The organism is Acidovorax sp. K2F, assembly GCF_025246485.1.
GTDB lineage: Bacteria > Pseudomonadota > Gammaproteobacteria > Burkholderiales > Burkholderiaceae_C > Acidovorax > Acidovorax delafieldii.
In genome coordinates this window covers 68,561-92,489 of the sequence record NZ_JAOBSQ010000009.1, presented here as the reverse complement: position 1 = coordinate 92,489, position 23,929 = coordinate 68,561, and the positions used below count along the sequence as shown (strand labels likewise).

The following is a 23,929-nucleotide window of genomic DNA, read 5'->3' as shown; positions in this document are numbered from 1 at the left end:
CTGGTGCACAACACTGCCGGGCAGGGCGACCCGCATGCTCCCGTGTTTGTTCTCCTCCTTCCCCTGCCCCATGTCCTCCTCCTCCCCCCAAGGGCCTGCGACCGACGCACTGCCCGGCGCCGCGAGTCCCGAGGCCGAGCCCCGCTCGCTGCGCCTTGAAGACTGGCTCACCGTCATCGTCATGGCGGCCCTCGCACTCATCACATTTGCCAACGTGCTGGTGCGTTACTTCACCAACTCCTCGTTCGCCTGGACCGAAGAAATCTCGGTGTTCCTGATGATCGCGCTGGCGCTCATCGCAGGCTCGGCCGCCGTGGCGCGCGACCAGCACATCCGCATCGAGTACTTTGCCGAGGGCGGCTCTGCCCTGCGCAGCAAGCGCCTGTCCATGCTGGGCGCGGCCACTGTGGCCCTGCTGTTTGGCGTCATCGCCGTCCTGAGCGTGCGCGTGGTGTGGGACGACTACAGCTTTGGCGAAACCTCCCCCGGCATCGGCGTGCCGCAGTGGTGGTATTCAATCTGGCTGCCCGTGTTCTCTGCGCTCATCACGGCACGCGCCATCGGGCTGTTCATCCGCCGCAGCCGCGGCGCGGTCAGCGATGCCGCCCCGGCGCACAAGGATGCGCAACCATGATCGCAACGCTGCTGTTTGTGGCCTTTCTGGGCCTGATGTTTGTGGGCGTGCCGATTGGCGCCGCGCTGGGCCTGGCCGGTGCCGCCGCCATTGCGCTGGCCAATGCCGACAGCCAGTGGTTCGGCCTGCTGGCCGTGCCGCAGAACTTCTACGCCGGCCTGGGCAAATACCCGCTGCTGGCCATCCCGATGTTCGTGCTGGTCGGCTCCATCTTCGACCGCTCGGGCGTGGCGCTGCGCCTCGTGAACTTTGCCGTGGCCATCGTCGGGCGTGGCCCGGGCATGCTGCCGCTAGTGGCCATTGCGGTGGCCATGTTCCTGGGCGGCATCTCGGGCTCGGGCCCGGCCAATGCCGCTGCTGTGGGCGGGGTGATGATCGCGGCCATGTCGCGCGCGGGCTACCCGCCCTCGTTCTCGGCCAGCGTGGTGGGGGCCGCTGCGGCCACCGACATCCTGATCCCGCCCTCGGTCGCGTTCATCATCTACTCGGTGCTGGTGCCCGGCGCCTCGGTGCCCGCGCTGTTTGCGGCCGGCATGATCCCGGGCATCCTGGCGGGCGTGGCGCTGATCGTGCCCGCCGTGTGGATGGCGCGCAAGCACAAGATGGGCGCGCTCGAAGCCACCATGCCCCGCCCCCCATTCTGGAAGAGCCTGCGCGAGGCCACCTGGGGCCTGGCCGCACCGGTGCTGATCCTGGGCGGCATGCGCGCAGGCTGGTTCACGCCGACGGAAGCCGCTGTGGTCGCGGTGTTCTATGGCCTGTTCGTGGGCATGGTGATCCACCGCACGATTTCTGTGCGCGACCTGTTCCCCATCTTGCGCGAATCGGGCGAGCTGTCGGCGGTGATCCTCATCGTGGTGTCGCTCGCGGGCATCTTTGCGTATTCGCTGTCCACGCTGGGCGTGATCGACCCGGTGGCCAACGCCATCGTGAACTCGGGCCTGGGCGAGTACGGCGTGCTGGCGCTGCTCATCGTGCTGCTGATCACGGTGGGCATGTTCCTTGACGGCATCTCGATCTTCCTGATCTTTGTGCCGCTGCTCTTGCCCATCATGCAGCACTACCAATGGGACCCGGTGTGGTTTGGCGTCATCCTCACGCTCAAGGTGGCCCTGGGCCAGTTCACCCCGCCACTGGCCGTGAACCTGATGGTGTCTTGCCGCATTGCCGGTGTGCGCATGGAATCGACCGTGCGCTGGGTGGGCTGGATGCTGTTCGCCATGTTCCTTGTGATGGTGGCCGTGATCGCCTTCCCGCAACTGGCCCTGTGGCTGCCCGCCAAACTGGGCTACTGACCCCTTGCCGACGAATTTCTAACCAGGAGACTGAAACAATGAAACTGCGCACCTTCCTCACTTCCGCCGTGGCCGCTGCCGCCGCCCTGGCGTTCACCGCCCCAGCCGCCATCGCGCAGACCGCGTACAAGAGCGAGTACCGCATGTCGCTGGTGCTGGGCACGGCCTTTCCCTGGGGCAAGGGCGGCGAGCTGTGGGCCAACAAGGTGCGCGAGCGCACCCAGGGCCGCATCAACATCAAGCTCTACCCCGGGGTGTCGCTGATCCAGGGCGACCAGACGCGCGAGTTCAGCGCCCTGCGCCAGGGCGTGATCGACATGGCCGTGGGCTCCACCATCAACTGGTCGCCCCAGGTCAAGCAACTCAACCTTTTCTCGCTGCCCTTCCTGTTCCCCGACTACGCTGCGGTGGATGCAGTGACGCAAGGCGAAGTGGGCAAGCAGATCTTCACCACGCTGGAGAAGGCAGGTGTCGTGCCGCTCGCCTGGGGTGAGAACGGCTACCGCGAAATCTCCAACTCCAAGCTGGCCATCAAGAGCCCCGCCGACCTCAAGGGGCTGAAGATCCGCGTGGTGGGCTCGCCCCTGTTCCTGGACACCTTCACCGCGCTGGGCGCCAACCCCACACAAATGAGCTGGGCCGACGCACAGCCCGCCTTTGCCAGCGGCGCGGTGGACGGCCAGGAGAACCCCATCGCCGTGTACCAGGCCGCCAAGCTGCATACCGTGGCGCAGAAGCACATCACCATGTGGGGCTACGTGAACGACCCGCTGGTGTTCGTGGTGAACAAGGACATCTGGGCTTCGTGGACCCCTGCGGACCGAGAGATCGTGAAGCAGGCCGCCATCGACGCTGGCAAGGAAGAAATCGCCATCGCCCGCAAGGGCATGGTCGAGGCCGACAAGCCCCTGCTCAAGGAAATCGCCGCCAACGGCGTGACCGTCACGCAGCTGTCCGCCGCCGAGCGCGACGCGTTCGTGAAGGCCACGCGCCCCGTGTACGAAAAGTGGAAGGGCCAGATCGGCGCCGACCTCGTGGGCTCTGCCGAGAAGGCCATTGCTGCACGCAAGAAATGACCCTTGAGTGGGCCCATCCGTCACCGGTGCGAGCAGTCGCCCGGTACATGCCAAAGCCCCGCCATGGCGGGGCTTTTTGCTGGGTAGACCGGAAGACGGGCCCTGGTGCTGCATCCGCCATGAAACTATTAATTTGATAGCAACACAAGCATATTGCACTAGCGCTACCGGCCACTTTCACTTCAAACCATCGGGAACTGGGTGCTTGACCGCGTTTTTGCGCAGCTTGTGCTCCACGGCCTCCGCCAGGTCCACGCCCGCATGGTCCGCGAGCTGCAGCAGGTACAGCAGCACGTCGGCCACCTCATCGGCAATGGGCTCCTTCAGCGCTGGGTCCTCACGCACGGCGAGCGACTGTTCCGGCGTCATCCACTGGAAGATCTCGGCCAGCTCGGCCGCCTCGACCATCAGCGCCATCGCCAGGTTCTTGGGGGTGTGGAACGGCTGCCACTGCCGCTCCGCCGCAAACGCGCGCAACCGGGTCTGCAGCGCCGTCAGATCGACAGACATTCCATTGCTCCTGATTCAATAGCTAACAGCGCATATTCCACTAGCGCTATCGACCTGCACAGCCCCAAACCGGTCACACCGGCGTGACCGGCGCCTCACCTGCCAGATGGCGCCGGGCGTTCTCCATGAACCGATCCACCGAGGCCTGCACGGCTTCGGGCGACCAGCCTGCCACATGGGGCGTGAGTACCACGTTGTCCAGGTCCAGCAGCTCGGCCGGAGGGGCGGGCTCGCTCTCGTACACATCCAGCCCTGCGGCGGCAATGCGGCCGTCGCGCAGCGCTGCGGCCAGGGCGGTGGTGTCGATCACGCTGCCGCGTGCGATGTTGACCACCACGCCCCGCGCGCCGAGCGCCTTCAGCACGTCTGCGTTGACCAGGTGCCTGGTGCCCGCGCCGCCCGGCGTGGCGACCACGAGGAAGTCCGCCCATTCGGCCAGCGCGGTGACGTCAGCAAAGTAGCGGTAAGGCACATCGGTGCGTGCACTGCGGTTGTGGTAGCCCACCTCGATCTCGAAGCCCAGCGCGCGCTGGGCAATCTTCTTGCCGATGGTCCCCAGGCCGATGATGCCCAGCCGCTTGTGCGACACGTTGGGCGGTAGCGGCAAGGCCGTGCGCCAGATGCCGGCGCGGGTGGCCTTGTCCAGCGGCAGGATGCGGCGCTGCGCCGCGATCAGCAGGCCCCAGGTGTGGTCGGCCACGCAGTCGTCGTTGGTGCCTGCACCGGTGGCCACCACAATGCCGCGCGCCTTCGCATGGGCCACCGCCACGTTCTCGTAGCCTGCGCCCAGCGCGCAGATGAGTGTGAGCGCGGGCAGCGCATCGATCTGCGCCGGGCTCAGGCCCACCGTACCGATGGTGAGCACCACACGCACGCGGCTGCCGTGCTGCGCGATGGCGGTGGCGGCCTGCGGTGCATCGGGGGCGTAGAGCACTTCAAAGGTCTGGGCCATCTGCGCGATGTGCTCTTCAGACAAAAACATGAGGGCAAGAAGGACGGGCTTCATGGATGACAAATCGCGAAACAAATAAAAGAGAGAGAGGGATGCCGCTCAGGCGGCAGCATCGCTTTGCTGGAGCGACCACATGCTGGCGTAGCGGCCGCCGAGGGCCAGCAGCTGCGCGTGCGTGCCGCGCTCGATGATGCGGCCCGCGTCCATGACCAGGATCTCGTGCGCGTCCACCACCGTGGACAGGCGGTGGGCAATCACCAGCGTGGTCTTGTTCTGCGCCACGCCCTGCAGCTCGGCCTGGATGGCGCGCTCGTTGGCGGAGTCCAGCGCGCTGGTGGCCTCGTCAAAGATCAGGATGGGCGGGTTCTTGAGCAAGGTGCGGGCAATCGCCACGCGCTGCTTTTCACCGCCCGAAAGCTTGAGCCCCCGCTCGCCGACCATGGTGGCGTAGCCCTTGGGTGTGCTGGCGATGAAGTCGTGGATGCGCGCGGCGCGGGCGGCGGATTCGATCTCGTCCTGCGTGGCGCCAGGGCGGCCATAGGCGATGTTGTAGGCCACGGTGTCGTTGAACAGCACGGTGTCCTGCGGCACGATGCCAATCGCCTGGCGCACGCTGGCCTGCGTCACGCTGCGGATCTCCTGCCCCGCAATGGTGATGCGCCCCTGCTGGATGTCATAGAAGCGGAACAGCAGCCGTGCGAGTGTGCTCTTGCCCGAGCCCGAGGGCCCCACCACCGCCACCGTCTTGCCCGCCGGGATCTCGAAGCTGACGCCTTGCAGGATGGTGCGCCCGCCCTTGGCGTCATAGGCAAACACCACGTCCTCGAAACGCACGGTGGGCTGGTCCAGCCCCGCCAGCGGCTGGGCGCCCGGGGCGTCGGCCACCTCGCGCTCCTTGTCCATCAGCGTGAACATCTTGTCCAGGTCGGTCAGGCTCTGCTTGATTTCGCGGTAGATCACGCCCAGAAAGTTGAGCGGGATGTACAGCTGGATCATGAAGGCATTGACCATGACCAGGTCGCCCAGCGTCATGCGGCCATCGACCACGCCCTGCGTTGCGCGCCAGAGCATGGCCACCAGGCCCACGGCAATGATGAGCTGCTGGCCGGTGTTGAGCAGCGACAGCGTGGTCTGGCTCTTCAGGCGCGCGCGGCGCAGGCGCTCCAGGCTTTCGTCATAGCGGCGGGCCTCGAAGCCTTCGTTGTTGAAGTACTTCACCGTCTCGTAGTTGAGCAGCGAATCCACGGCCTTGGAATGCGCGGCCGAGTCGAACTCATTGGCCTCGCGGCGGAACTGGGTGCGCCACTCGGTCACCAGCACGGTGAAGAGGATGTACAGCGCCAGCGCCGCCAGCGTGATCCACGCAAACCAGGCGTCGAACTTGATGGCCAGCACCGACAGCACCAGCACCACCTCGACCAGGGTGGCGACCACGTTGAACAGCGTGAACGAGATCAGCGACTCGATGCCACGCACGCCGCGCTCGATGTCGCGGGTCATGCCGCCGGTCTGCCGCTCCAGGTGAAACCGCAGGCTGAGCGCATGCAGGTGTTCAAAGGTCTGCAGTGCAATCGAGCGCGCCGCGCCCTGCGTGGCCTTGGCAAACACCAGCTCGCGCAGCTCGGTGAACAGCGAAGTGGACAGCCGCAGCGCGCCGTAGGCCACGAGCAGCCCCACGGGCACCACCAGCAGCGCGGCGGGGTCGCCCGGCTTCAGGCTCATGGCATCGACCAGCGTCTTGAGCAGGATGGGCACGCCCACGTTGGCGAACTTGGCGCCCACCATGAAGACGATGGCGGCTATCACGCGCCATTTGTATTGCCACAGGTAGGGCAGCAATCGGTGCAGGGTGACCCAGTCCGACTGGACCGGTGCGGGACTGGCGGCCGTGCCACTGGCGGTGGCACCGGGCGCGTTGGCGGCGGTAGGGGGGGAGGTTTCGCCGTGGTGGCGCATGGGGGACAATTCCGGTTGTTGTTTTTACCGACCTGGCTGATGCCCAGGTGGCTTTTTCAGGGCGCGAGGCCTTGTGAAACCACCGGTTTCCCCAAGGATTGGCTCAGCCCCAACCGAGATTGTGCCCATGTCTGCCGTTTTCAGCCCACCACCCGCCGCATTGCCCACCGACAAGGAGCTGGTGCTCAAGGTCATCCCCATGCCCGCCGACACCAACGGCAATGGCGACATCTTTGGCGGATGGGTGATGGCGCAGGTCGACCTGGCGGGCTCCGTGCTGCCCGCGCGCTACATCCAGGGCCGCATGGCCACGGTGGCGGTCAATGAATTCATCTTCAAGCAGCCCGTGCGCGTGGGCGACATCCTGTCGTTCTTCTCGGCCATCACGCGCGTCGGCAACACCTCGGTCACCGTGGAGGTGGAGGTGTATGCCGAGCGTTTTTCTGCCCAGGGGCAGTATGTGAAAGTGACGGAGGCGCGCCTGACCTATGTAGCCATCGACCACCAGGGCAGGCCGCGCCCGGTGCCCAAGCACAACGCGCCTGAGTGAGCCACCGAACGGAATCGAACGGACTGACCGCGCCTATCGGGACGCGGTTGTGAGTGCAGATCAGGCTGCCAGCGCGGCTGGCTCAGCCCTCAAGGGGGCTGCTGCCCGCTGTGTGCTGCTGGACGACGATGCGGAAAAACCGGCCTCGATCTCTCCCGCAAGCTGTCCACCCTCTTCCACCACCAGCTTGCCGTAGCGGATCTTGCCGTTGACCTTGCCGGTGCTGTAGATCACCAGCTTTTGCCGCACGGTGAGCGTGCCGTTGAACTCGCCGTGGATCTCGGCAATGTCGATCTCAGCCGAGCCCTTGAAGGCGCCGTGCTCCGAGATCTGGATCACGCGCGAATCCATCGTGGCCTCGACCGTGCCTTCGACCACGAGCGTGTCGCAGTCGGTGATCTCCACGCCCTTGAGCTTGATGTTCGGGCCCACCGTGAGCTTGCTGCCCGAGCTGTCGCTGGCACTGGCCGACTTGGGGGCAGACGGAGCAGGCACCGGCTGCGCAGGTGCGGCGCTGCTGGCCGCCGTGCCGCCCAATACGGAGCCTGAGGTGGTGCTGCTGCGGGGTTGGAACGACTCGGGTTCACGCTTGCCAAAGAAAGGGTTTTGCACGGCCATCAGATCTCCTTGAAAAGAGAGTCATCGTAGGTTTCGTGTCCCTGGAAAGATGCCTTCGTTACGCAAGAACGGTAACCAAACGGTTCTCTCGTAGCATGCGCTTGCAAGGCTTGCGGGATCACACATCCCGCGCACGGCAGCACGCCCGGATCAAGAAACGATGTACGCCGCAGCCCCCGCCGACATGATCTGCCCGTCCGGCCCCAGAAACTCCATGCGTGTCGTGGCGACACGCGAGCCCAGCCGCAACACCTGCGCGCGCAGCTCAAAGTGGCTGCCAATGCCCGGGCGCAGGTAGTCGATGCGCAGGTCGATGGTGCCCAGCTTGGCAAAGCGGTGCAGGCGCTGCTCGGGCGGCTCGTCCAGGTGCTTGGCGCCAATCGCAGCCATCACGGCCAGGCCGCCCATGGCGTCGAGCCCCGCACTGATCACGCCACCGTGGATGCGGTTGTAGGCGTAGTGCCCCACCAGGTCGGGCTTCATGTCGATGCGTCCCACCACGCCGTCAGGCGCCAGGGCGGTGACCTTGAGCCCCAGGACCTGGTTGAACACGATCTTTTCTTCAAAGATGGACTTGAGCCCAGCGATGAACTCGGGCTCAAAAGCCTGTGGCTGGGGGGAAATGGTTTTGCTCATGGTGTGCTGTGTGCGGACCTGCAGCGCGCTGCGCCCACCGGTCCGATGACTCCTGTTTTTATAGCTGCTGGCGCTTGATACACAAGCACCTGGAGGCATTTTGACTTAAAACTGTCCGTGGCGTCCCTGCCCAGCCGCAAACCGCGAGGCGCCACGCAGCGCGTCGGCCAGGCATTCGCGGCCACCCGCCCACTCCTGCAGCAAGGCCTGCTGCAAAGGCAAGCCCTCCGCGGCCAGCGCGCTGGCGCGGTCTGCACGCAGGGTAGCCTGCGGGAAGGCGGCCAACTGATGTGCCAGCGCCAGGGCGGCCTCCAGCGCCTGCCCGGCAGGCACCACGCGGTTGCATAGCCCCATGCGCAGGGCTTCGGCAGATTCCACCTTGCGCCCGGTCAGGATCAGGTCGAGCGCGTGCGACAGCCCGACAAGGCGCGGCAGGCGCACGGTGCCGCCATCGATCAGCGGCACGCCAAAACGACGGCAGAACACGCCCATGTAGGCGTCCTCCGCCATCACGCGCAGGTCGCACCACAGTGCCAGCTCCATGCCGCCGGCCACAGCGGCGCCTTCGATCGCGGCGATCACCGGCTTGGACAGATGCAGGCGACTCGGCCCCATGGGCCCAGGTGGGTGGACCGCATCGGCCGTGAAGTCCAGCGTCTCCGCGAGCGCCTCGGGCGTGACGCCGGCGGCCAGCAGACGCGCGCCCGACTGCAGATCCCAGCCCGCACAAAAATGCCCGCCAGCGCCCTGGAACACCGCCACATTGGCGCTTTCATCGTGCTCAAAGGCCAGAAAGGCCGCATGCAGTGCGCGGGCGGTGTCGGCATCCACCGCGTTGCGCACATCAGGCCGGCGCAATGTCACCAGCGTGACACCGCCTTGCGTTTCAACCTCTACGGACATGCAGCTCTCCTGTGGTCCGGTGTCAGAACCTGTTCACCCACCCGACGTTACTCCTATTGCGCAGGGTGCAGCGCTGCGTCAATATCCGCCGCTACCCGCTCGCCCACCCCATCAGGGTTAGCCCCGAGTGCGGTATGCACAGCACGCGTGCACCATTATTTATGCAAAGCAATCGCTTTGTAAAAATAATCTGCAGGACCTGCGCAAGCAACGATGCACCTGGCACATGCCCACAAGGCATACGCCCCGCTCTTACCCGCTTTGCGTATCACTTATTCTGGAGAGCCAGTGTGCAATTTGTGCAACTGTTGATCAGCGGTGTCTCCCAGGGGTGCATCTACGGCCTGATCGCGCTGGGCTTCGTGCTCATCTACAAGGCCACGGAGACCGTGAGCTTCGCCCAGGGCGAACTCATGATGCTCGGCGCCTTCTGCGGGCTGGCACTCATGACGGTGCTGGGCTTTCCCTTCTGGGTGGCCGTGCTCGCCAGCATCCTGGCCATGGGCTGCTTTGGCGTGGTGCTGGAGCGCGCCGTGATCCGTCCCATCCTGGGCCAGCCCGCCTTCTCCATTGTCATGCTCACCATCGGCATCGGCTACGTGCTGCGTGGGCTGGTGACCATGATCCCCAACATCGGCACGGAAACTCACACGCTGCCCGTGCCCTACAAGGACCTGTCGTTTCGCCTCGGTGCACTGGTGCTCAACGCCGAGCAGCTGGTGGTGATCGGCGCCACGGGCGTGTTGTGCGTGCTGCTGTTTGCCATGTTCCGCTACAGCAAGCTGGGCATCGCCATGCAGGCGTCGTCGCAGAACCAGCTGGCCGCCTACTACATGGGCATTCCGGTGCAGCGGCTCAATGGCCTGGCCTGGGGCCTGGCCGCCGCTGTGGCGGCGGTGGCAGGCCTGCTGCTGGCGCCCATTACCTTCGTGCACGCCAACATGGGGCTGATCGGCCTCAAGGCATTTCCGGCCGCTGTGGTGGGCGGATTTGGCAGCCTGCCGGGCGCCATCGTCGGCGGACTGGTGATCGGCATCGTCGAATCGCTCTCGGGCTTCTATCTGCCCGATGGGTTCAAGGACACGGCCGCGTACATCGTGGTGCTGATCATGCTGATGGTCAAACCCAACGGACTGTTCGGCGAGAAGCTGAGAAAGAAAGTCTGACCCATGCGCTTTCTCTTCAAGACCTCGTACGAGCAAGACATTCGCCTCGCCAAGCATGGCGGGCATGTGTTCTGGTACAGCCTGCTGTGCCTGGCGCTGGTCGCCGCGCCCTGGGTGGCGCCGGAGTACTGGCTGGCGCAGCTCACCTTTGTGCTCATCTACGCCATCGTGGGCCTGGGGCTGATGCTGCTGGCGGGCTTCACCGGCTTGTTCTCGCTCGGGCATGCAGCGTTTCTGGGCGTGGGGGCGTATACGCAGGCCGTGCTCACGGGAATGGGCTGGCCGTTTGCGCTGTCGCTGGCCTGCGCGGCGGGGCTGTCGGCCGCTGTGGGCGTGGTGGTGGGCCTGCCCGCATTGCGCGTCAAGGGCATCTACCTGGGCATGGCCACGCTGTCGTTCGGGTTCATTGTGGAAGAAGTTTTTGCGCGCTGGGAGTCGGTGACCGGCGGCAACTCCGGCAAGCACCTGGTACCACCACAAATCGCGGGCTACTCGTTCGAGACCACGGAGTCGTTCTACTTTTTGTGCCTCGTGATTGCGGTGGTCAGCACGCTGGCCATCCTGAACCTGCTGCGCTCGCCCACGGGCCGCGCGTTTGTCGCCATCCGTGATTCAGAGATCTCCGCACAGAGCATGGGCATCCACCTCGCGCGCTACAAGACGCTGTCATTCTCCATATCGGCCGCACTGGCAGGCGTCGGCGGTGCGTTGTACGCGCACAAGCTGCAGTTCATCTCGCCCGACCAGTTCAACATCCTGCAGTCCATCGACCTGCTGCTGATGATCGTGATCGGCGGGCTGGGCTCGGTGCATGGCGCCTTTCTGGGCGCAATTTTCCTGATCTCCATGCCACAGCTCATCTCCCTGGGCAAGGACTGGCTCCCGGATTCCATCGGCCAGTCACCCGGCCTGCAGGCGGTGGTGTACGGCGTCGTGCTGATCGCGTTTGTGCTGTTCGAGCCCATGGGGCTGTATGGCCGCTGGCTCAAGGTGCGCACCTGGCTGCAGATGTTCCCGTTCTACCGCAAGGGCTTGTTCAAGCGGCAGAAATCGTTTCAAAAATCAGATCGGCTGAAATGAACAACGAAATCCTGCTCAGCGCCCAGAACCTCAGCGTGCGCTTTGGCGGCGTGCTCGCGGTCAACAACGTGAGCTTTGACGTGCGCCGTGGAGAGGTGTTCACCCTCATCGGCCCCAACGGCGCGGGCAAGACGACGGTGTTCAACCTGATCAGCCGCATCTATACGCCCACCACCGGCACCATCGCCTATGCGGGCCCGGGCGGGGCCCTGCTGCCACTGACCGACCAGCCGCCGCACAAGGTAGCAGGCCTGGGCATTGCACGCACCTTCCAGAACATCGAACTTTTCGAGCACGCGAGTGTGCTGCACAACCTGCTGATCGGCCGCCACACCCGACAACACAGCAGCCTGTGGGCCGAGATGTTCTTCACGCGCAAGGTGCGCGAAGGGGAAATTCAGGCCCGGGAGAAGGCCGAGCAGGTCATCGATTTTCTCGACTTGCAGCACTACCGCGACACCATGGTGGCAGGCCTGCCCTACGGCGTGCGCAAGGTGGTGGAGCTGGCCCGTGCGCTGTGCACCGAGCCGCAGTTGCTGCTGCTCGACGAGCCCTCGTCGGGCCTGAACGTGGAGGAGACTGACGACATGGCCTTCTGGATACAGGACATCCAGCACGAGCTGGGCATCACCGTGCTGATGGTGGAGCACGACATGTCGCTGGTCTCCAAGGTGTCCGACCGCGTGCTGGCGATGAACCAGGGCGAGGTCGTGGCCATGGGCACGCCGCGCGAGGTGCAGTCGCACCCCGGAGTGATCGAAGCGTATCTGGGCACCATCGACGATGTGAGCAACCTGCGCCGCCCGGCGGGGTCCCACATGGGGGTTCGGGCATGAGCGCCACGCCGGGCCGCCCCAAGCAAGCTCGCACCGCAGTGCGCAGCACGGAGGTTTCCTAATGAGCGCCGTACTTGCCGCCACCAGCACACCAGTTGCAGCAGCAGCTGACCAACCCCTGCTGCGCCTGCAGAACGTGGAGAGCGCCTACGGCCCCATCAAGGCCATCCGGGGCGTGAGCCTGCAGGTGCGGCGCGGCGAGATCGCTGCCGTGCTGGGCAGCAACGGCGCCGGCAAGACCACCATCCTGAAGACCATCAGCGGCATCATCGACCCGCGCAAGGGCTCCATCGAATTCCAGGGCGCCGACATCACCGCCAACGACCCAGCCGCCATCGTGCGCCGGGGCCTCATGCATGTGCCCGAGGGGCGCGAGGTGTTTGCGCTGCTCTCGGTGCGCGACAACCTGCTCATGGGCGCCTACACGCGCAGCGATGCCGACGCCGTGGCTCGGGATATCGAAACGGTGTATGGCTACTTCCCCATCCTGAAGGAGCGCGCCGCGCAGGACGCCGGCCTGCTGTCGGGAGGGCAGCAGCAGATGCTGGCGATCTCGCGCGCGCTCATGGCCAACCCCGAGCTCATCCTGCTCGACGAGCCCAGCCTGGGCCTGTCCCCCAAGCTCACCAAGGAGATCTTCGAAATCGTGGTGCGCATCAACCGCGAGCGCGGCACCACCATCCTGCTGGTGGAGCAGAACGCCAACATGGCGCTCAACGCGTCGGACTACGGCTATGTGCTGGAGAACGGCCGCATCGTGATGGAAGACAGCTGCGAGCGCCTGCGCGAGAAGGACGACATCAAGGAGTTCTACCTTGGGATGAAAGATGTCGGCGTGCGCGGAGAGCGGCGCTGGAAGAAAAAGAAGACCTGGAGATAAGCGCAAATGTCCAACCTCTGGGACCTCGATCACATCCAGCCCGCAGGCACCGACGTGCTCGCGGGCGACACCATCGCCGCCATGTTCTGGAACGCCGTGGCCGAGCGCGGCCCGCGCGTGTGGATGCGCCAGAAGGAGCTGGGCATCTGGAAGAGCTGGACCTGGGACCAGACGGCGGAAGCCGTGCGGGAGATTGCGGGCGGCCTGATGTCGCTGGGGTTTGCGCCTGGCGAATGCGCATCCATCCTGTCCAACACCAACATCGAATGGGTGCTGGCCGATCTGGCCGTGCTGAGCTGCGGCGGCGTGGCCAACGGCATCTACCCCACTGACGCTGCGGCGCAGGTGCACTACCTGAGCGAAGACTCTCGCACCACCGTGCTGTTTGTGGAAGACGATGAACAGCTCGACAAGGCCCTGGAAGTGCGCAGCAGCCTGCCCCTGCTGCGCAAGGTGGTGGTGTTCGACATGGAAGGCCTGCGCAGCCTGAACGACCCCGATGTGCTGAGCCTTGCGGACCTGCGCGAGCTGGGCCGCGCCTGGAATACACAACACCCCGACGCGCTGATGCAGCGCGTCAAGGCCTGCCGACCCGAAGACTTGGCCATCCTGGTCTACACCTCGGGCACCACCGGCAAGCCCAAGGGTGCCATGCACACGCACGCCGCGCTCACCTACACCGTGCGCGGCTACAACACGCTGATCTCGCGCAGTGAGGCCGACGAGACCATGTGTTTTCTGCCGCTGTGCCACATCGCCGAGCGCATGGGGGGTGAATACTTCTCGCTCTACACCGGCGCGCGCCTGAACTTTGTCGAGAACCCCGACACCGTACCCGAGAACGTGCGCGAGATCGCCCCCACGGTGTTCACCGCCGTACCCCGGGTGTGGGAGAAGTTCTATTCGGGCGTGATGATCGCGCTCAAGGAATCCACGCGCATGCAGCAGGCGGCCTATGCCTGGTCGATTGGCGTGGGCACCCGCATCGCTGACTTGGTGCTAGCCGGACAGCCGGTGGGCGGTTTGCTGAAGGCGCAGTTCATGCTGGCGCGCTTTCTGGCACTCAACAATGTGCGCAAGCTCATCGGCATCCACCGTGCGCGCTTTCTGGTCACAGGCGCAGCGCCCATTTCGCCCGATCTGGTGAAGTGGTACCTGGCGCTGGGCGTGCCCATGCTCGAGGTGTGGGGCATGACCGAGACCTGCGGCGCCTCCACCGGTGTGCCGGCCAGCCGCATCAAACCCGGCTCCATCGGCCCCGCAGCCAGCTACAACGAGGTGCGCATCGACCCCGCCACAAGCGAAATCCTGGTGCGTGGCCCCAATGTGTTCAAGGGCTATCTCAACCAACCCGAGAAAACGGCCGAAACCATCGACCCCGAAGGCTGGCTGCACACGGGCGATGTGGGCCTGATCGACGCTGATGGCTACCTGCGCATCACCGACCGCATGAAGGACATCATCATCACAGCGGGCGGCAAGAACATCACGCCGAGCGAGCTGGAGAACGAACTCAAGTTCAGCCCTTACATCACCGATGCGGTAGTGATTGGCGACAAGCTGCCCTACCTCACGGTGATCATCATGATCGACCAGGAGAACGTGGAGAAGTACGCTCAGGACAACGACGTGCCGTTCTCCAACTACGCCAGCCTGACCCGCACGCGCGAGGTGCAGGAGCTGATTCAGGCCGAGATCGACCGCGTGAACGCCAAGTTCGCCCGCGTGGAGCAGATCAAGAAGTTCTTCCTGCTCGACACCCAGCTCACGGCCGAGGATGAAGAGCTGACACCCACCATGAAGCTCAAGCGCAAGCTGGTGCAGCAGAAGTACGCCCCCCAGATTGAGGCGATGTACCGGTAGGTGCGCACGTCACGCAACCACAGGCCACGCCCGTCAGGATAGGGAAAGTGCTGGTGCCCCACCCCGGGCATCGTTCTATAACGAGCAACCGAGTTCGATCCAACCAAAGGAGACGTGCCATGAAACTTCATCACATTGCCGCGCTGGCCATCGTGGCCATGGCCGGAGGTGCTGCACAGGCGCAGCCCAGCCAGGGCGTGAGCAAGGACACCATCACGCTGGGTTCCATCCAGGATCTGTCCGGCCCGCTGGCGGGCTTTGGCAAGCAGGTCCGGCTGGGCATGATGCTGCGCGTGGACGAGGCCAACGAGCAAGGCGGCGTCAATGGCCGCAAGCTGGACCTGAAGGTGGAAGACTCGGGCTACGACCCCAAGAAAGCCGTGCTGGCCGCGCAAAAGCTCGTGAACCAGGACAAGATCTTCATGATGGTGGCGCACATCGGCACGGCGCAAAACCTGGCCGCCATGCCGGTGCAGTTCAGCAAGAACGTGATCAACTTCTTCCCGGTGACGGCCGCGCGGGAAATGTACGAGCCCTTCCACAAGCTCAAGTATTCGTTTGCCGCCACTTACTACGACCAGATCCGCCTGGCAGCCCCCAAGCTCATCAAGGAAAAGGGCGCGAAAAAGATCTGCACTATCTACCAGGACGATGAGTTTGGCCTGGAGGTGATGCGCGGGGGCGAGGCGGCACTCAAGTCCATGGGCATGGACTTCACCGAGAAGACCTCTTACAAGCGCGGCGCCACCGACTTCTCTTCACAGGTCGCCAAGATGAAGTCTTCCGAATGCGACTTCGTGATCCTGGGCACCATCATCCGCGAGACCATCGGCACGATTGGCGAGGCGCGCAAAACGGGCTTCAACCCCACCTTCCTGGGCTCCAGCGCCGCCTACACCGACCTCATCCACAAGCTGGGCGGCAAGCCCATGGATGGGCTGTACGCCACCATGACGGTGCAACACCCCTACCTGGATGAAGCCAGCCAGCCCATCCGTTTCTGGGCCAACAAGTACAAGACCAAGTTCAACGAAGACCCCACCGTGTTCTCGGTCTACGGCTACAACGCCATCGACGCCTTCATCAAGGCGGCCCAGAAGGCAGGACCCAACCTGAGCACCGACAGCTTCATCAAGGCCATGGACACCATGGTGATTCCGCCCGACATGTTCGGCAGCGCCGAGGGCACCTTTGGCCCACAAAAGCGCCTGGGCAGCGATCTTTCTCGCCTGTCGCAGATCACCGATGGCAAGTGGAAGGTGGTCTCCGACCACGTCAAGCCATGAGCGCCTGACCCGCCTCCTTCAAGCCGCCTTCGGGCGGCTTTTGCGTTTCAGGGGGTGCATCCGGGCTCAGTCGGTGGCAGAATTTAACCAAGCAGTAACTTTGCATAAATAAACTGGTTGCCCCACCATGATCGAACGCACCCTCTTCCAGCCCGACCACCAGGCCTTTGCTGACAGCTTTCGCCGCTTCATCGACAAGGAAGTTACGCCCCATCACGCCGCCTGGGAAGAGCAGGGCTATGTGGCGCGCGAGGTGTGGAGCCAGGCGGGCGCCAACGGCTTTCTTTGCATGAGCCTGCCCGAGGAGTACGGCGGCGCCGGGGCCGACAAGCTGTATTCGGTGGCGCAGATGGAAGAGCTGGCGCGTGCAGGCACCACTGGTATCGGCTTTGGTCTGCACAGCGAGATCGTGGCGCCGTACATCCTGCACTACGGCACTGAAGCCCAGAGACAGAAGTACCTGCCGCAGATGGCCAGCGGCGACGTGGTGGGCGCCATCGCCATGAGCGAGCCGGCTGCGGGCAGCGACCTGCAAGGCATCAAGACCACAGCCATCAAAAGTGCGGACGGGTCGCACTACGTGCTGAACGGCAGCAAAACCTTCATCACCAACGGCTGGCATGCCGACCTTGTGATCGTGGTCGCCAAGACCGACCCGGCTGCGGGCGCCAAGGGCACCAGCCTGTTATTGGTGGAACGCGGCATGCCCGGCTTTGAAAAAGGCCAGCGCCTCAAGAAGATGGGCATGAAGGCGCAGGACACGTCCGAGCTGTTCTTCAACGACGTGCAGGTGCCGGTGGGCAACCTGCTGGGCGGCCCCGCCATGGAAGGGCGTGGCTTCATCTGCCTGATGGAGCAGTTGCCCTGGGAGCGCCTGCAGATCGCCATCACCGCCGTGGCCGCCGCCCAGGCCGCCATTGACTGGACGCTGGACTACGTCAAGCAGCGCAAGGTCTTTGGCCAGAGCGTGGCGTCCTTTCAGAACACCCGCCACACCCTGGCCGAGCTTCAAACGCAGGTGCAGGTGGCCCGCGTGTTCGTGGACAAATGCTGTGAGCTGATCGTGCGCGATCAGCTCGATACCGAAACCGCCAGCATGGCCAAGTACTGGACGACCGACCTGCAGTGCAAGGTGATGGACGAATGCGTTCAGCTGTTTGGCGGCTATGGCTACATGTGGGAATACCCCATCACCCGCGCCTATGCCGACGCACGCGTGCAGCGCATTTATGGCGGCACCAACGAGATCATGAAAGAAGTGATTGCACGGGCCATGGGCCTGGGCAAATAACGGAATGCACCGCACCGTGAATAACGCAGTGCACGACGCCCTGCACAACGCCCTTCACAACGTACCAGTGGGCGCCGAATGCCGCTACAGCTACAGATACCAGGCGGCGCGGGCCTCTTCGGGGCTCAGCGGCGCCCCAGGGCGGCGGTCGGTGACATTCAGCCAGGAGCGCACACCCTGGCTGCCGCTCAGCGCACGCATCAGCAGCAAGCCTGCGCCAATGCCGCGAATGGCCGCCGAGCTGCGGCTGGGCGCCATGAAGGCCGCCACCGCCAGAGCACTGGATGCCGCCAGCACGACATGGTGCTCCAGCGCAAATCCTTCGCGCGTGTCGTCGTATTCGATGGCGCTGCGAGCGATGCGCTGCAATGCAGGGGATGTATTTCGTTCCATAGCCAGAAATGTAGATAGCAACCGCCGAAAGATAGTGCAAAAACCACTGCACCCGCGTCAGAAAGCACCTTGTAGTGGCGTGAGCCAGCCCAGCTGCTTTACCGCCGCACTGCTTGAAGTTTAGAGAAACCACCGGAGACCATTCATGACCGAAGCCTATGTATTCGATGCGCTGCGCACCCCGCGCGGCAAGGGCAAGAAGGACGGCACCCTGCACGAGGTGAAGCCCATCGACCTGCTGGCAGGCCTGCTGACGGAGCTGCAAACGCGCCACCGCTTTGACACGGCGGCAGTGGACGACGTGGTCATGGGCATCGTCTCGCCCGTGGGCGAACAGGGCTCGGTGCTGCCCAAGGTCGCGGCGCTCAAGGCCGGGTGGGACTTTCGCTGTGCGGGTGTGCAGGTCAACCGCTTCTGCGCCTCGGGCCTGGAGGCGGTGAACCTGGCGGCGCAGAAGGTGCGCAGCGGCTGGGAGGATCTGGTGGTGGCGGGCGGCGTGGAGAGCATGAGCCGCGTGCCCATCGGCTCCGACGGCGGCGCCTGGGCGCAAGACCCGGAGACCAACTCCGCCACGCTGTTCGTGCCCCAGGGCATCGGCGCCGACCTGATCGCCACGCTGGACGGATACACCCGTGCCGATGTGGACGCCTTCGCGCTCGAATCGCAGCGCCGCGCCACCGCCGCGCGCGCGGCAGGCTACTTCAAGAACTCCGTCGTGCCCGTGCGCGACTTCATCGGCCAGACCATCCTGGCGGAAGACGAATTCATCAAGCCCAAGACAACCCTTGAAGGCCTGGGCGCGCTCAAGGCCTCGTTCGAGCAACTGGGCAGCATGGGCTTTGACGCCGTGGCGCTACAGCGCTACCCGCAGGTGGAGCGCATCCACCACGTGCACCACGCGGGCAACTCGTCGGGCATCGTGGACGGCGCCGCCGCCGTGCTGATTGGCAACGAAGCCGCCGCCAAGGCCCACGGCCTCACGCCACGCGCGCGCATTGTGGCCACGGCGCTCAGCGGGGCCGACCCCACCATCATGCTCACCGGCCCCGTGCCCGCTGCCAAGAAGGCGCTGGCCCGCGCGGGCATGACCATCGACCAGATCGACCTGTTTGAAGTGAACGAGGCCTTTGCGGCCGTGCCCATGCGCTTCATGCGCGAGCTGGGCGTGCCGCACGACAAGGTCAACGTGAACGGTGGCGCCATCGCCATGGGCCACCCGCTGGGCGCCACGGGGGCGATGATCCTCGGCACCCTGATTGACGAGCTGCACCGCCGGGGCCAGCGCTATGGCCTGGCCACGCTGTGCGTGGGCGGCGGCATGGGCATTGCCACCATCGTCGAGCGAATCTGATTGACTGGGAAGGAGACAACAACATGCAAACCATCCGCTACGAACTCATCCCCGCCCAGGGCACCGAAGGCCAGGTCGCCGTCATCACGTTTGACGAAACCAACTCCCCCGTCAACACCATGTGCCGCCAGTGGCAGCAAGAGCTGGGCGAGGTCACGGCCCAGGTGCTGGGCGACCGCGAACGCCTGGGCACTGCGCTCAAAGGCATCGTGCTCGCATCGACCAAGACCAGCTTTTTTGCGGGCGCCGACCTCAAGGCCACCATGCGCCTGACACCTGCGGATGCGCCCAGCGCGTTTGGCGAAATCGAGCGGATGAAGAAGCACTTTCGCACGCTAGAAACCCTGGGCATCCCCGTGGTGGCCTGCCTCAACGGCGCCGCGCTGGGTGGCGGCTGGGAGGTGGCCTTGGTCGCCCACTACCGCATCGCCGTGGCCGACCCCAAGATCCAATTCGGCTTGCCCGAGGTCACGCTGGGCCTGATGCCGGGCGCCACCGGCGTGACCAAGATGACGCGCCTGCTGGGCCTGATGGGTGCGCAGCCCTACATCCTGGAAGGCAAGCTCTTCAACCCCGCAGAGGCGCTGGAGCTGCAACTGGTGCATGAGCTGGTTGCCACGCGCGACCAGCTGCTGCCCGCAGCCCTGGCCCACATCGCCACCCACCCGCACGCGGTGCAGCCGTGGGATGACAAGAACTACAGGATGCCCGGCGGCACACCCGCCAACCCCAAGATTGCAGGCGCCCTCACCGTCGCGCCCGCGATGCTCAAGAAGACCACGCGCGGCCGCTACCCCGCACCCGAGGCTGCGCTGGCCGCCATGGTCGAAGGCGCCATGGTGGACTACGACACCGCCCTGCGCATCGAAAGCCGCTACCTCGCCCGCCTGATGACCGGCCCCGTGGCGCGCAACATGATCAACACGTTCTTCTTCGACATGAACGCGATCAAGAGCGGCAAGTCGCGCCCAGGCTCGGCCCCACGCTACAAGCCGCAAAAGGTCGGCATCCTGGGCGCCGGCATGATGGGCGCGGGCATCGCCTGGGCCCAGGCCAGCCGGGGCATCGCCACCGTGCTCAAGGACGTGAGCGCGGAGAAGGCCGAGGCCGGCAAGGCCTACAGCGCCAAACTCACCCAGGCCCGCGTGGACAAGGGCCGCATGACCGCCGAGGCGCAGCAGGCCCTACTGGCCCGCATCACGCCCACCGCCAGCGCAGCCGACCTGGTGGGCTGCGACCTCATCATCGAAGCCGTGTTTGAAAGCCGCGACCTGAAGGCCAAGGTCACACAAGAAGCCGAGCCGCAACTCGCGCCCGGCGGCTTCTTTGCCAGCAACACCTCCACCCTACCCATCAGCGGCCTGGCCACGGCCAGCCGCCGGCCCGAGAAGTTTGTCGGCATCCATTTCTTCAGCCCCGTGGACAAGATGAAGCTGGTGGAGATCATTCGCGGCAAGGCTACCGACGACGAGACCGTGGCCCGCGCCTTCGACTACGTGCAGGCCCTGGGAAAAGTGCCCATCGTGGTCAACGACTCACGCGGCTTCTACACCAGCCGCACCTTCGGCACCTTTGTGATGGAAGGCGCCGCCATGCTGGGCGAGGGCATCCCCGCCGCCGCCATTGAAAACGCCGCCATGCAGGCCGGCCTGCCCGTGGGCCCGCTGGCCGTGCTGGACGAAACCGCGCTGACCCTGAGCGTGCATGTGCTGGACCAGACCCGTGCCGACTACGCGGCCGAAGGCAAAACCTACACCGCCACGCCCGGCGAGCTGCTGGTGGAGCGCATGGTCAAGGAACTGAAGCGCCCAGGCCGCGCCGGTGGCGGCGGTTTTTATGACTACCCCGCAGGCGCCAAGAAGCACCTGTGGCCGGAGCTGAAAACGCTGTTCGAAAAGCCCGGCGTGGAGTGGAGCGTGCAGGAGATTCAGGACCGCCTGCTCTACCGCCAGGCCATCGAGACCGCGCGCTGCCTGGCCGAGGGAGTGCTGACCAGCGTGCATGACGCGAACATCGGGTCGATTTTTGGGATTGGGTTTCCGGCGTGGACGGGGGGGGCGATGCAGTTCGTATATGGAACTGGGGTGGAGGCCTTCTTGCAGCGGGCGGATGAGCTTGCAGCCAAGTACGGTGTTGGGTTTGCCGTGGACGAAGGTTCTCGCGAAAATCTCAAGCGTTTTGAGCCAGTCCATTAGATCCAAAGTTATCGCCTATGCCCGCCTCTGCGCACGAAGTTCTACTTGAATGCATTTCTCATGCAGCCGCGTGGATCAGCGACGATTCCAACTGTGAAATCCGGTGCGTCGAATACATCAATGAGGATGGTGCCGTAATACAAGATGCCAGCCTTACGCTTGCACCTCATTTTGTTAGCTTAGTCACTGACAACGATTTGCAGCTAACAGTGACATCCTTGCGTGCCACCCAATTCAGCACATCCCGCGTTGCCAAGGAAGACGCATTGACTCTAGTGAAAAGAGCTTGCGAGGGCACTTTGTACCTGGGCAACAGGGCGGCCGCACTAAAGATTCCAGACTCAGGAATCGACATTTACAGTGAATCGCTTATCCGGGATCGATGGCTTTCTCCTTTGCGCTTTAGGGTCTCGGGCGACAGGCTCAAATACTTGTCTGAGTTGGAATCTATTCGACTTGATGACTCACTCAGATCCAATTCAACTCCCTTTGACGGTATTGGTGAGCTTTCTCAATGGTTGTTGCTAAAGGCCGCTATCGACGGGACATCCCCCAGTGGAATCACTGTAACTGTCTGGCCGCCCGTTGAATTGATATTCAGCGAATGCTCTCTCAAAAACTCCCAGCTTCACCTTAAAGTAAAAGTGGCAGCCAACGTCAGCCTCCCACAGCTAGGCATCGCTGTGCGATTGACCTCGGGCTCCCTTCACACCGCGCGAATGCAAATTGCTGATGCGATGACTTGGGCCGCTCAAGATTCAGGGGAATTCATTGGTTCCATCTCGCTCGCTACAACTGACTCGGTGGGAGCGCAAATCTTGGTCGGATATGCGGGAAGAACGTATGTGAGGCAATGGTTTTGGGACCCTTCGAAATCCTCTAGCCCGAGGTATCACGCATTGAACGAGTTCGATCCAGACCTCAAAGGTCTGAAGCAAGCGCTATTTACTTCTCCAGAAGGGCGTGATTTCGAGAAAGCAGTAGGGTGTATCGCTTACCTTCTTGGCCTCTCTTCCGCACTGCCGTTGCAGAGCAACACACCCGACCTAGTCGCCAGCACGCCGAGAGGGCGCCATCTGGTAGTTGAATGCACACTTGGGATATCTGACTTCTCGAAGAAACTTGGCAAACTAGTTGACCGCTGCAATGCGTTGAGAAAGAGCTTTGCTGGAGCAACACTGACCATGGAAATCGTTGGTGTGCTGGTGTGCAGGCTCCCCCGTGACCAAATTGCCGCACGGGAGTCCGAACTGCAACAGCACCACATACTCCTTGCAACCAAGGAAAACCTTGACTACGTGATGAACCGAGCGTGGCAAGTGCATGAACCAGATGCCCTACTGGATGCAGCCATTGCATCAATGACCGCACAACATCGCATCGTGGGTCAAACCAGCGCAGAGTAGGCCCGACCTACAGGGCACGGCGACGCCAACTCTTGAATGCGCTGCCAAGCGCCACAATTTTTCCTTGCAAATTGATCGTCTATCGATCAATTTGCAAGGTAGATGATGGGCAACCTCGTTCGGAAAATGAGCCAGGGCATTTATGCAGCGGCAGTCGCAGCGCCAATTGCCTTCAACCCCAACATCCCCCGCGCCTCCTGCGGCGAAGCCACCTCCCGCCCCGCATTGCGCGCGTACTCCGCCAGTTTCTCAATCAACGGCCCGTTCGAATCTGCCTTCGTCCCATCCGGCAGATAGAACGTATCTTCCAGCCCTGTGCGCAAATGCCCGCCCAGTTCGGCCACGCGCTGGTGCACGGGCCAGATCTCGGTGCGGCCGATGACGGTGGCTTGCCAGGGAGCGTCCTTGATTTTCAGCTTGAGCAAGATGGGCAGCAGGTCCGGGTCGGCAGGCATGCCGGACTCCACACCCATCACAAAGTTGTATTCGGGCAGGCGCTCGGTGTACATGCCGGTCTGCACATACATCTCCACGCAGCGCACGATGCCCACATCAAAGCATTCGAACTCGGGCAGCGTGCCGGTTTCCAGCATCACGTCGATGAAGTCCTTGACCTTGGCGGGCTGGTTGTCGAACAGCATGGGCGGCCAGGCCCAGGTGCCGTTGCTGCGCACCTTCAGGTAGTTGAGCGAGCCCGCGTTGCACGCGGCCATCTCGGGGCGGGTGGCGCGCAGGCAATCCAGTGGGCCTTGGTAATTGGGGCCGACCACGCCGGTGGTCTGGTTGATGATCAAGCCCGGGCAGGCCTCGCGCATGGCTTGCACGCAGTCGCGCGCCACCTGCGGGTCCCAGCTGGGCAGGTGGCCTTTGCCGGGCTCCTGGTTGCGAAAGTGCACGTGGACCACGGCGGCGCCAGCGTCGTAGGCGCGGCGGGCTTCCTGGGCCAGTTGCTCGGGCGTGACGGGCACGTGGTGCTGGCCGGGGTCCGTCAGCACGCCGGTGATGGCGCAGGTGATGATGGCCTTGTTGCCGTGGTCGGTGCTGTTCATGGT

The 23,929-nt window shown here is 64.1% G+C and carries 22 protein-coding genes; 14 read left to right on the top strand and 8 right to left on the bottom strand.

The window, feature by feature from the left end; translation table 11 throughout:
- Nucleotides 1–70 precede the first annotated feature (70 nt).
- The 3 genes from N4G42_RS03965 to N4G42_RS03955 are packed head-to-tail and all read left to right on the top strand — an operon-like array spanning nt 71 to nt 3,005.
- Nucleotides 71–634 carry a TRAP transporter small permease gene (locus N4G42_RS03965; protein WP_056059347.1) on the top strand — a complete coding sequence of 188 codons (564 nt, stop codon included), beginning with the start codon at nt 71–73 and terminating at the stop codon, nt 632–634.
- A complete protein-coding gene (locus N4G42_RS03960; protein WP_056059349.1) occupies nt 631–1,929 on the top strand; it encodes a TRAP transporter large permease in 1,299 nt (432 codons plus the stop codon). The genes N4G42_RS03965 and N4G42_RS03960 overlap by 4 nt, the downstream gene beginning before the upstream one ends.
- Before the next feature lie 38 nt (nt 1,930–1,967).
- Complete coding sequence (locus N4G42_RS03955) at nt 1,968–3,005, top strand: DctP family TRAP transporter solute-binding subunit (RefSeq protein ID WP_260666250.1); 1,038 nt, start codon at nt 1,968–1,970, stop codon at nt 3,003–3,005.
- A 177-nt stretch (nt 3,006–3,182) separates the two neighbouring features.
- Here the strand turns inward: N4G42_RS03955 and N4G42_RS03950 are convergent, their stop codons facing one another.
- The 3 genes from N4G42_RS03950 to N4G42_RS03940 all read right to left on the bottom strand — a co-directional run bounded on the left by N4G42_RS03950 (nt 3,183) and on the right by N4G42_RS03940 (nt 6,423).
- On the bottom strand, nt 3,183–3,515 hold the full coding sequence (locus N4G42_RS03950) for a nucleotide pyrophosphohydrolase (protein ID WP_108498499.1): 333 nt from the start codon (nt 3,513–3,515) through the stop codon (nt 3,183–3,185).
- A gap of 73 nt (nt 3,516–3,588) precedes the next feature.
- The gene (locus tag N4G42_RS03945; RefSeq protein ID WP_260666249.1) at nt 3,589–4,521 is read right to left on the bottom strand and encodes a 2-hydroxyacid dehydrogenase; all 933 of its coding nucleotides are present in this window, start codon (nt 4,519–4,521) and stop codon (nt 3,589–3,591) included.
- Between the two features lie 45 nt (nt 4,522–4,566).
- Nucleotides 4,567–6,423 carry an ABCB family ABC transporter ATP-binding protein/permease gene (locus N4G42_RS03940; RefSeq protein ID WP_260666248.1) on the bottom strand — a complete coding sequence of 619 codons (1,857 nt, stop codon included), beginning with the start codon at nt 6,421–6,423 and terminating at the stop codon, nt 4,567–4,569.
- Between the two features lie 127 nt (nt 6,424–6,550).
- On the opposite strand from N4G42_RS03940, the gene N4G42_RS03935 reads away from it, so the two are divergent.
- A complete protein-coding gene (locus tag N4G42_RS03935; protein ID WP_260666247.1) occupies nt 6,551–6,973 on the top strand; it encodes an acyl-CoA thioesterase in 423 nt (140 codons plus the stop codon).
- A gap of 60 nt (nt 6,974–7,033) precedes the next feature.
- Here the strand turns inward: N4G42_RS03935 and N4G42_RS03930 are convergent, their stop codons facing one another.
- The 3 genes from N4G42_RS03930 to N4G42_RS03920 form a co-directional block, all read right to left on the bottom strand.
- A complete protein-coding gene (locus N4G42_RS03930) occupies nt 7,034–7,591 on the bottom strand; it encodes a polymer-forming cytoskeletal protein (RefSeq protein WP_056059359.1) in 558 nt (185 codons plus the stop codon).
- A 150-nt stretch (nt 7,592–7,741) separates the two neighbouring features.
- A complete protein-coding gene (locus tag N4G42_RS03925; protein WP_056059361.1) occupies nt 7,742–8,227 on the bottom strand; it encodes a thioesterase family protein in 486 nt (161 codons plus the stop codon).
- A gap of 105 nt (nt 8,228–8,332) precedes the next feature.
- Nucleotides 8,333–9,130 (bottom strand): crotonase/enoyl-CoA hydratase family protein, encoded by a 798-nt coding sequence (locus N4G42_RS03920; RefSeq protein ID WP_260666245.1) that lies wholly within the window; start codon nt 9,128–9,130, stop codon nt 8,333–8,335.
- A gap of 290 nt (nt 9,131–9,420) precedes the next feature.
- Here N4G42_RS03920 and N4G42_RS03915 point away from each other — a divergent pair, with 290 nt between their 5' ends.
- The 7 genes from N4G42_RS03915 to N4G42_RS03885 all read left to right on the top strand — a co-directional run bounded on the left by N4G42_RS03915 (nt 9,421) and on the right by N4G42_RS03885 (nt 17,532).
- Nucleotides 9,421–10,296: a branched-chain amino acid ABC transporter permease gene (locus N4G42_RS03915; protein WP_056059365.1), complete on the top strand. Its 876-nt coding sequence runs from the start codon at nt 9,421–9,423 to the stop codon at nt 10,294–10,296.
- A gap of 3 nt (nt 10,297–10,299) precedes the next feature.
- Nucleotides 10,300–11,376: a branched-chain amino acid ABC transporter permease gene (locus N4G42_RS03910; protein WP_057229158.1), complete on the top strand. Its 1,077-nt coding sequence runs from the start codon at nt 10,300–10,302 to the stop codon at nt 11,374–11,376.
- Nucleotides 11,373–12,212 (top strand): ABC transporter ATP-binding protein, encoded by an 840-nt coding sequence (locus tag N4G42_RS03905; protein ID WP_260666243.1) that lies wholly within the window; start codon nt 11,373–11,375, stop codon nt 12,210–12,212. Before N4G42_RS03910 ends, N4G42_RS03905 begins: the two co-directional genes overlap by 4 nt.
- Before the next feature lie 61 nt (nt 12,213–12,273).
- Nucleotides 12,274–13,092, top strand: coding sequence for an ABC transporter ATP-binding protein (locus N4G42_RS03900; protein WP_116748900.1), 819 nt, complete (start codon nt 12,274–12,276; stop codon nt 13,090–13,092).
- Between the two features lie 6 nt (nt 13,093–13,098).
- The gene (locus N4G42_RS03895) at nt 13,099–14,955 is read left to right on the top strand and encodes a long-chain fatty acid--CoA ligase (protein WP_260666242.1); all 1,857 of its coding nucleotides are present in this window, start codon (nt 13,099–13,101) and stop codon (nt 14,953–14,955) included.
- A 119-nt stretch (nt 14,956–15,074) separates the two neighbouring features.
- The gene (locus tag N4G42_RS03890) at nt 15,075–16,241 is read left to right on the top strand and encodes an ABC transporter substrate-binding protein (RefSeq protein ID WP_260666241.1); all 1,167 of its coding nucleotides are present in this window, start codon (nt 15,075–15,077) and stop codon (nt 16,239–16,241) included.
- A gap of 127 nt (nt 16,242–16,368) precedes the next feature.
- Nucleotides 16,369–17,532, top strand: coding sequence for an acyl-CoA dehydrogenase family protein (locus N4G42_RS03885; protein ID WP_260666240.1), 1,164 nt, complete (start codon nt 16,369–16,371; stop codon nt 17,530–17,532).
- 90 nt (nt 17,533–17,622) lie between these two features.
- On the opposite strand, the gene N4G42_RS03880 is transcribed toward N4G42_RS03885, so the two are convergent.
- Complete coding sequence (locus tag N4G42_RS03880) at nt 17,623–17,925, bottom strand: hypothetical protein (protein WP_225581100.1); 303 nt, start codon at nt 17,923–17,925, stop codon at nt 17,623–17,625.
- A gap of 145 nt (nt 17,926–18,070) precedes the next feature.
- Between N4G42_RS03880 and N4G42_RS03875 the strand changes: the two genes are divergently transcribed.
- From N4G42_RS03875 to N4G42_RS03865, 3 genes are read left to right on the top strand one after another with little or no spacing between them, the layout of a single operon-like run.
- On the top strand, nt 18,071–19,276 hold the full coding sequence (locus N4G42_RS03875; protein ID WP_260666239.1) for an acetyl-CoA C-acetyltransferase: 1,206 nt from the start codon (nt 18,071–18,073) through the stop codon (nt 19,274–19,276).
- Nucleotides 19,277–19,299: 23 nt separating this feature from the next.
- The gene (locus N4G42_RS03870) at nt 19,300–21,471 is read left to right on the top strand and encodes a 3-hydroxyacyl-CoA dehydrogenase NAD-binding domain-containing protein (RefSeq protein WP_260666238.1); all 2,172 of its coding nucleotides are present in this window, start codon (nt 19,300–19,302) and stop codon (nt 21,469–21,471) included.
- 17 nt (nt 21,472–21,488) lie between these two features.
- Nucleotides 21,489–22,877 carry a hypothetical protein gene (locus tag N4G42_RS03865; protein ID WP_260666236.1) on the top strand — a complete coding sequence of 463 codons (1,389 nt, stop codon included), beginning with the start codon at nt 21,489–21,491 and terminating at the stop codon, nt 22,875–22,877.
- Nucleotides 22,878–23,017: 140 nt separating this feature from the next.
- Here the strand turns inward: N4G42_RS03865 and N4G42_RS03860 are convergent, their stop codons facing one another.
- Nucleotides 23,018–23,926: a 3-keto-5-aminohexanoate cleavage protein gene (locus N4G42_RS03860; protein ID WP_260666235.1), complete on the bottom strand. Its 909-nt coding sequence runs from the start codon at nt 23,924–23,926 to the stop codon at nt 23,018–23,020.
- Nucleotides 23,927–23,929: the final 3 nt, after the last annotated feature.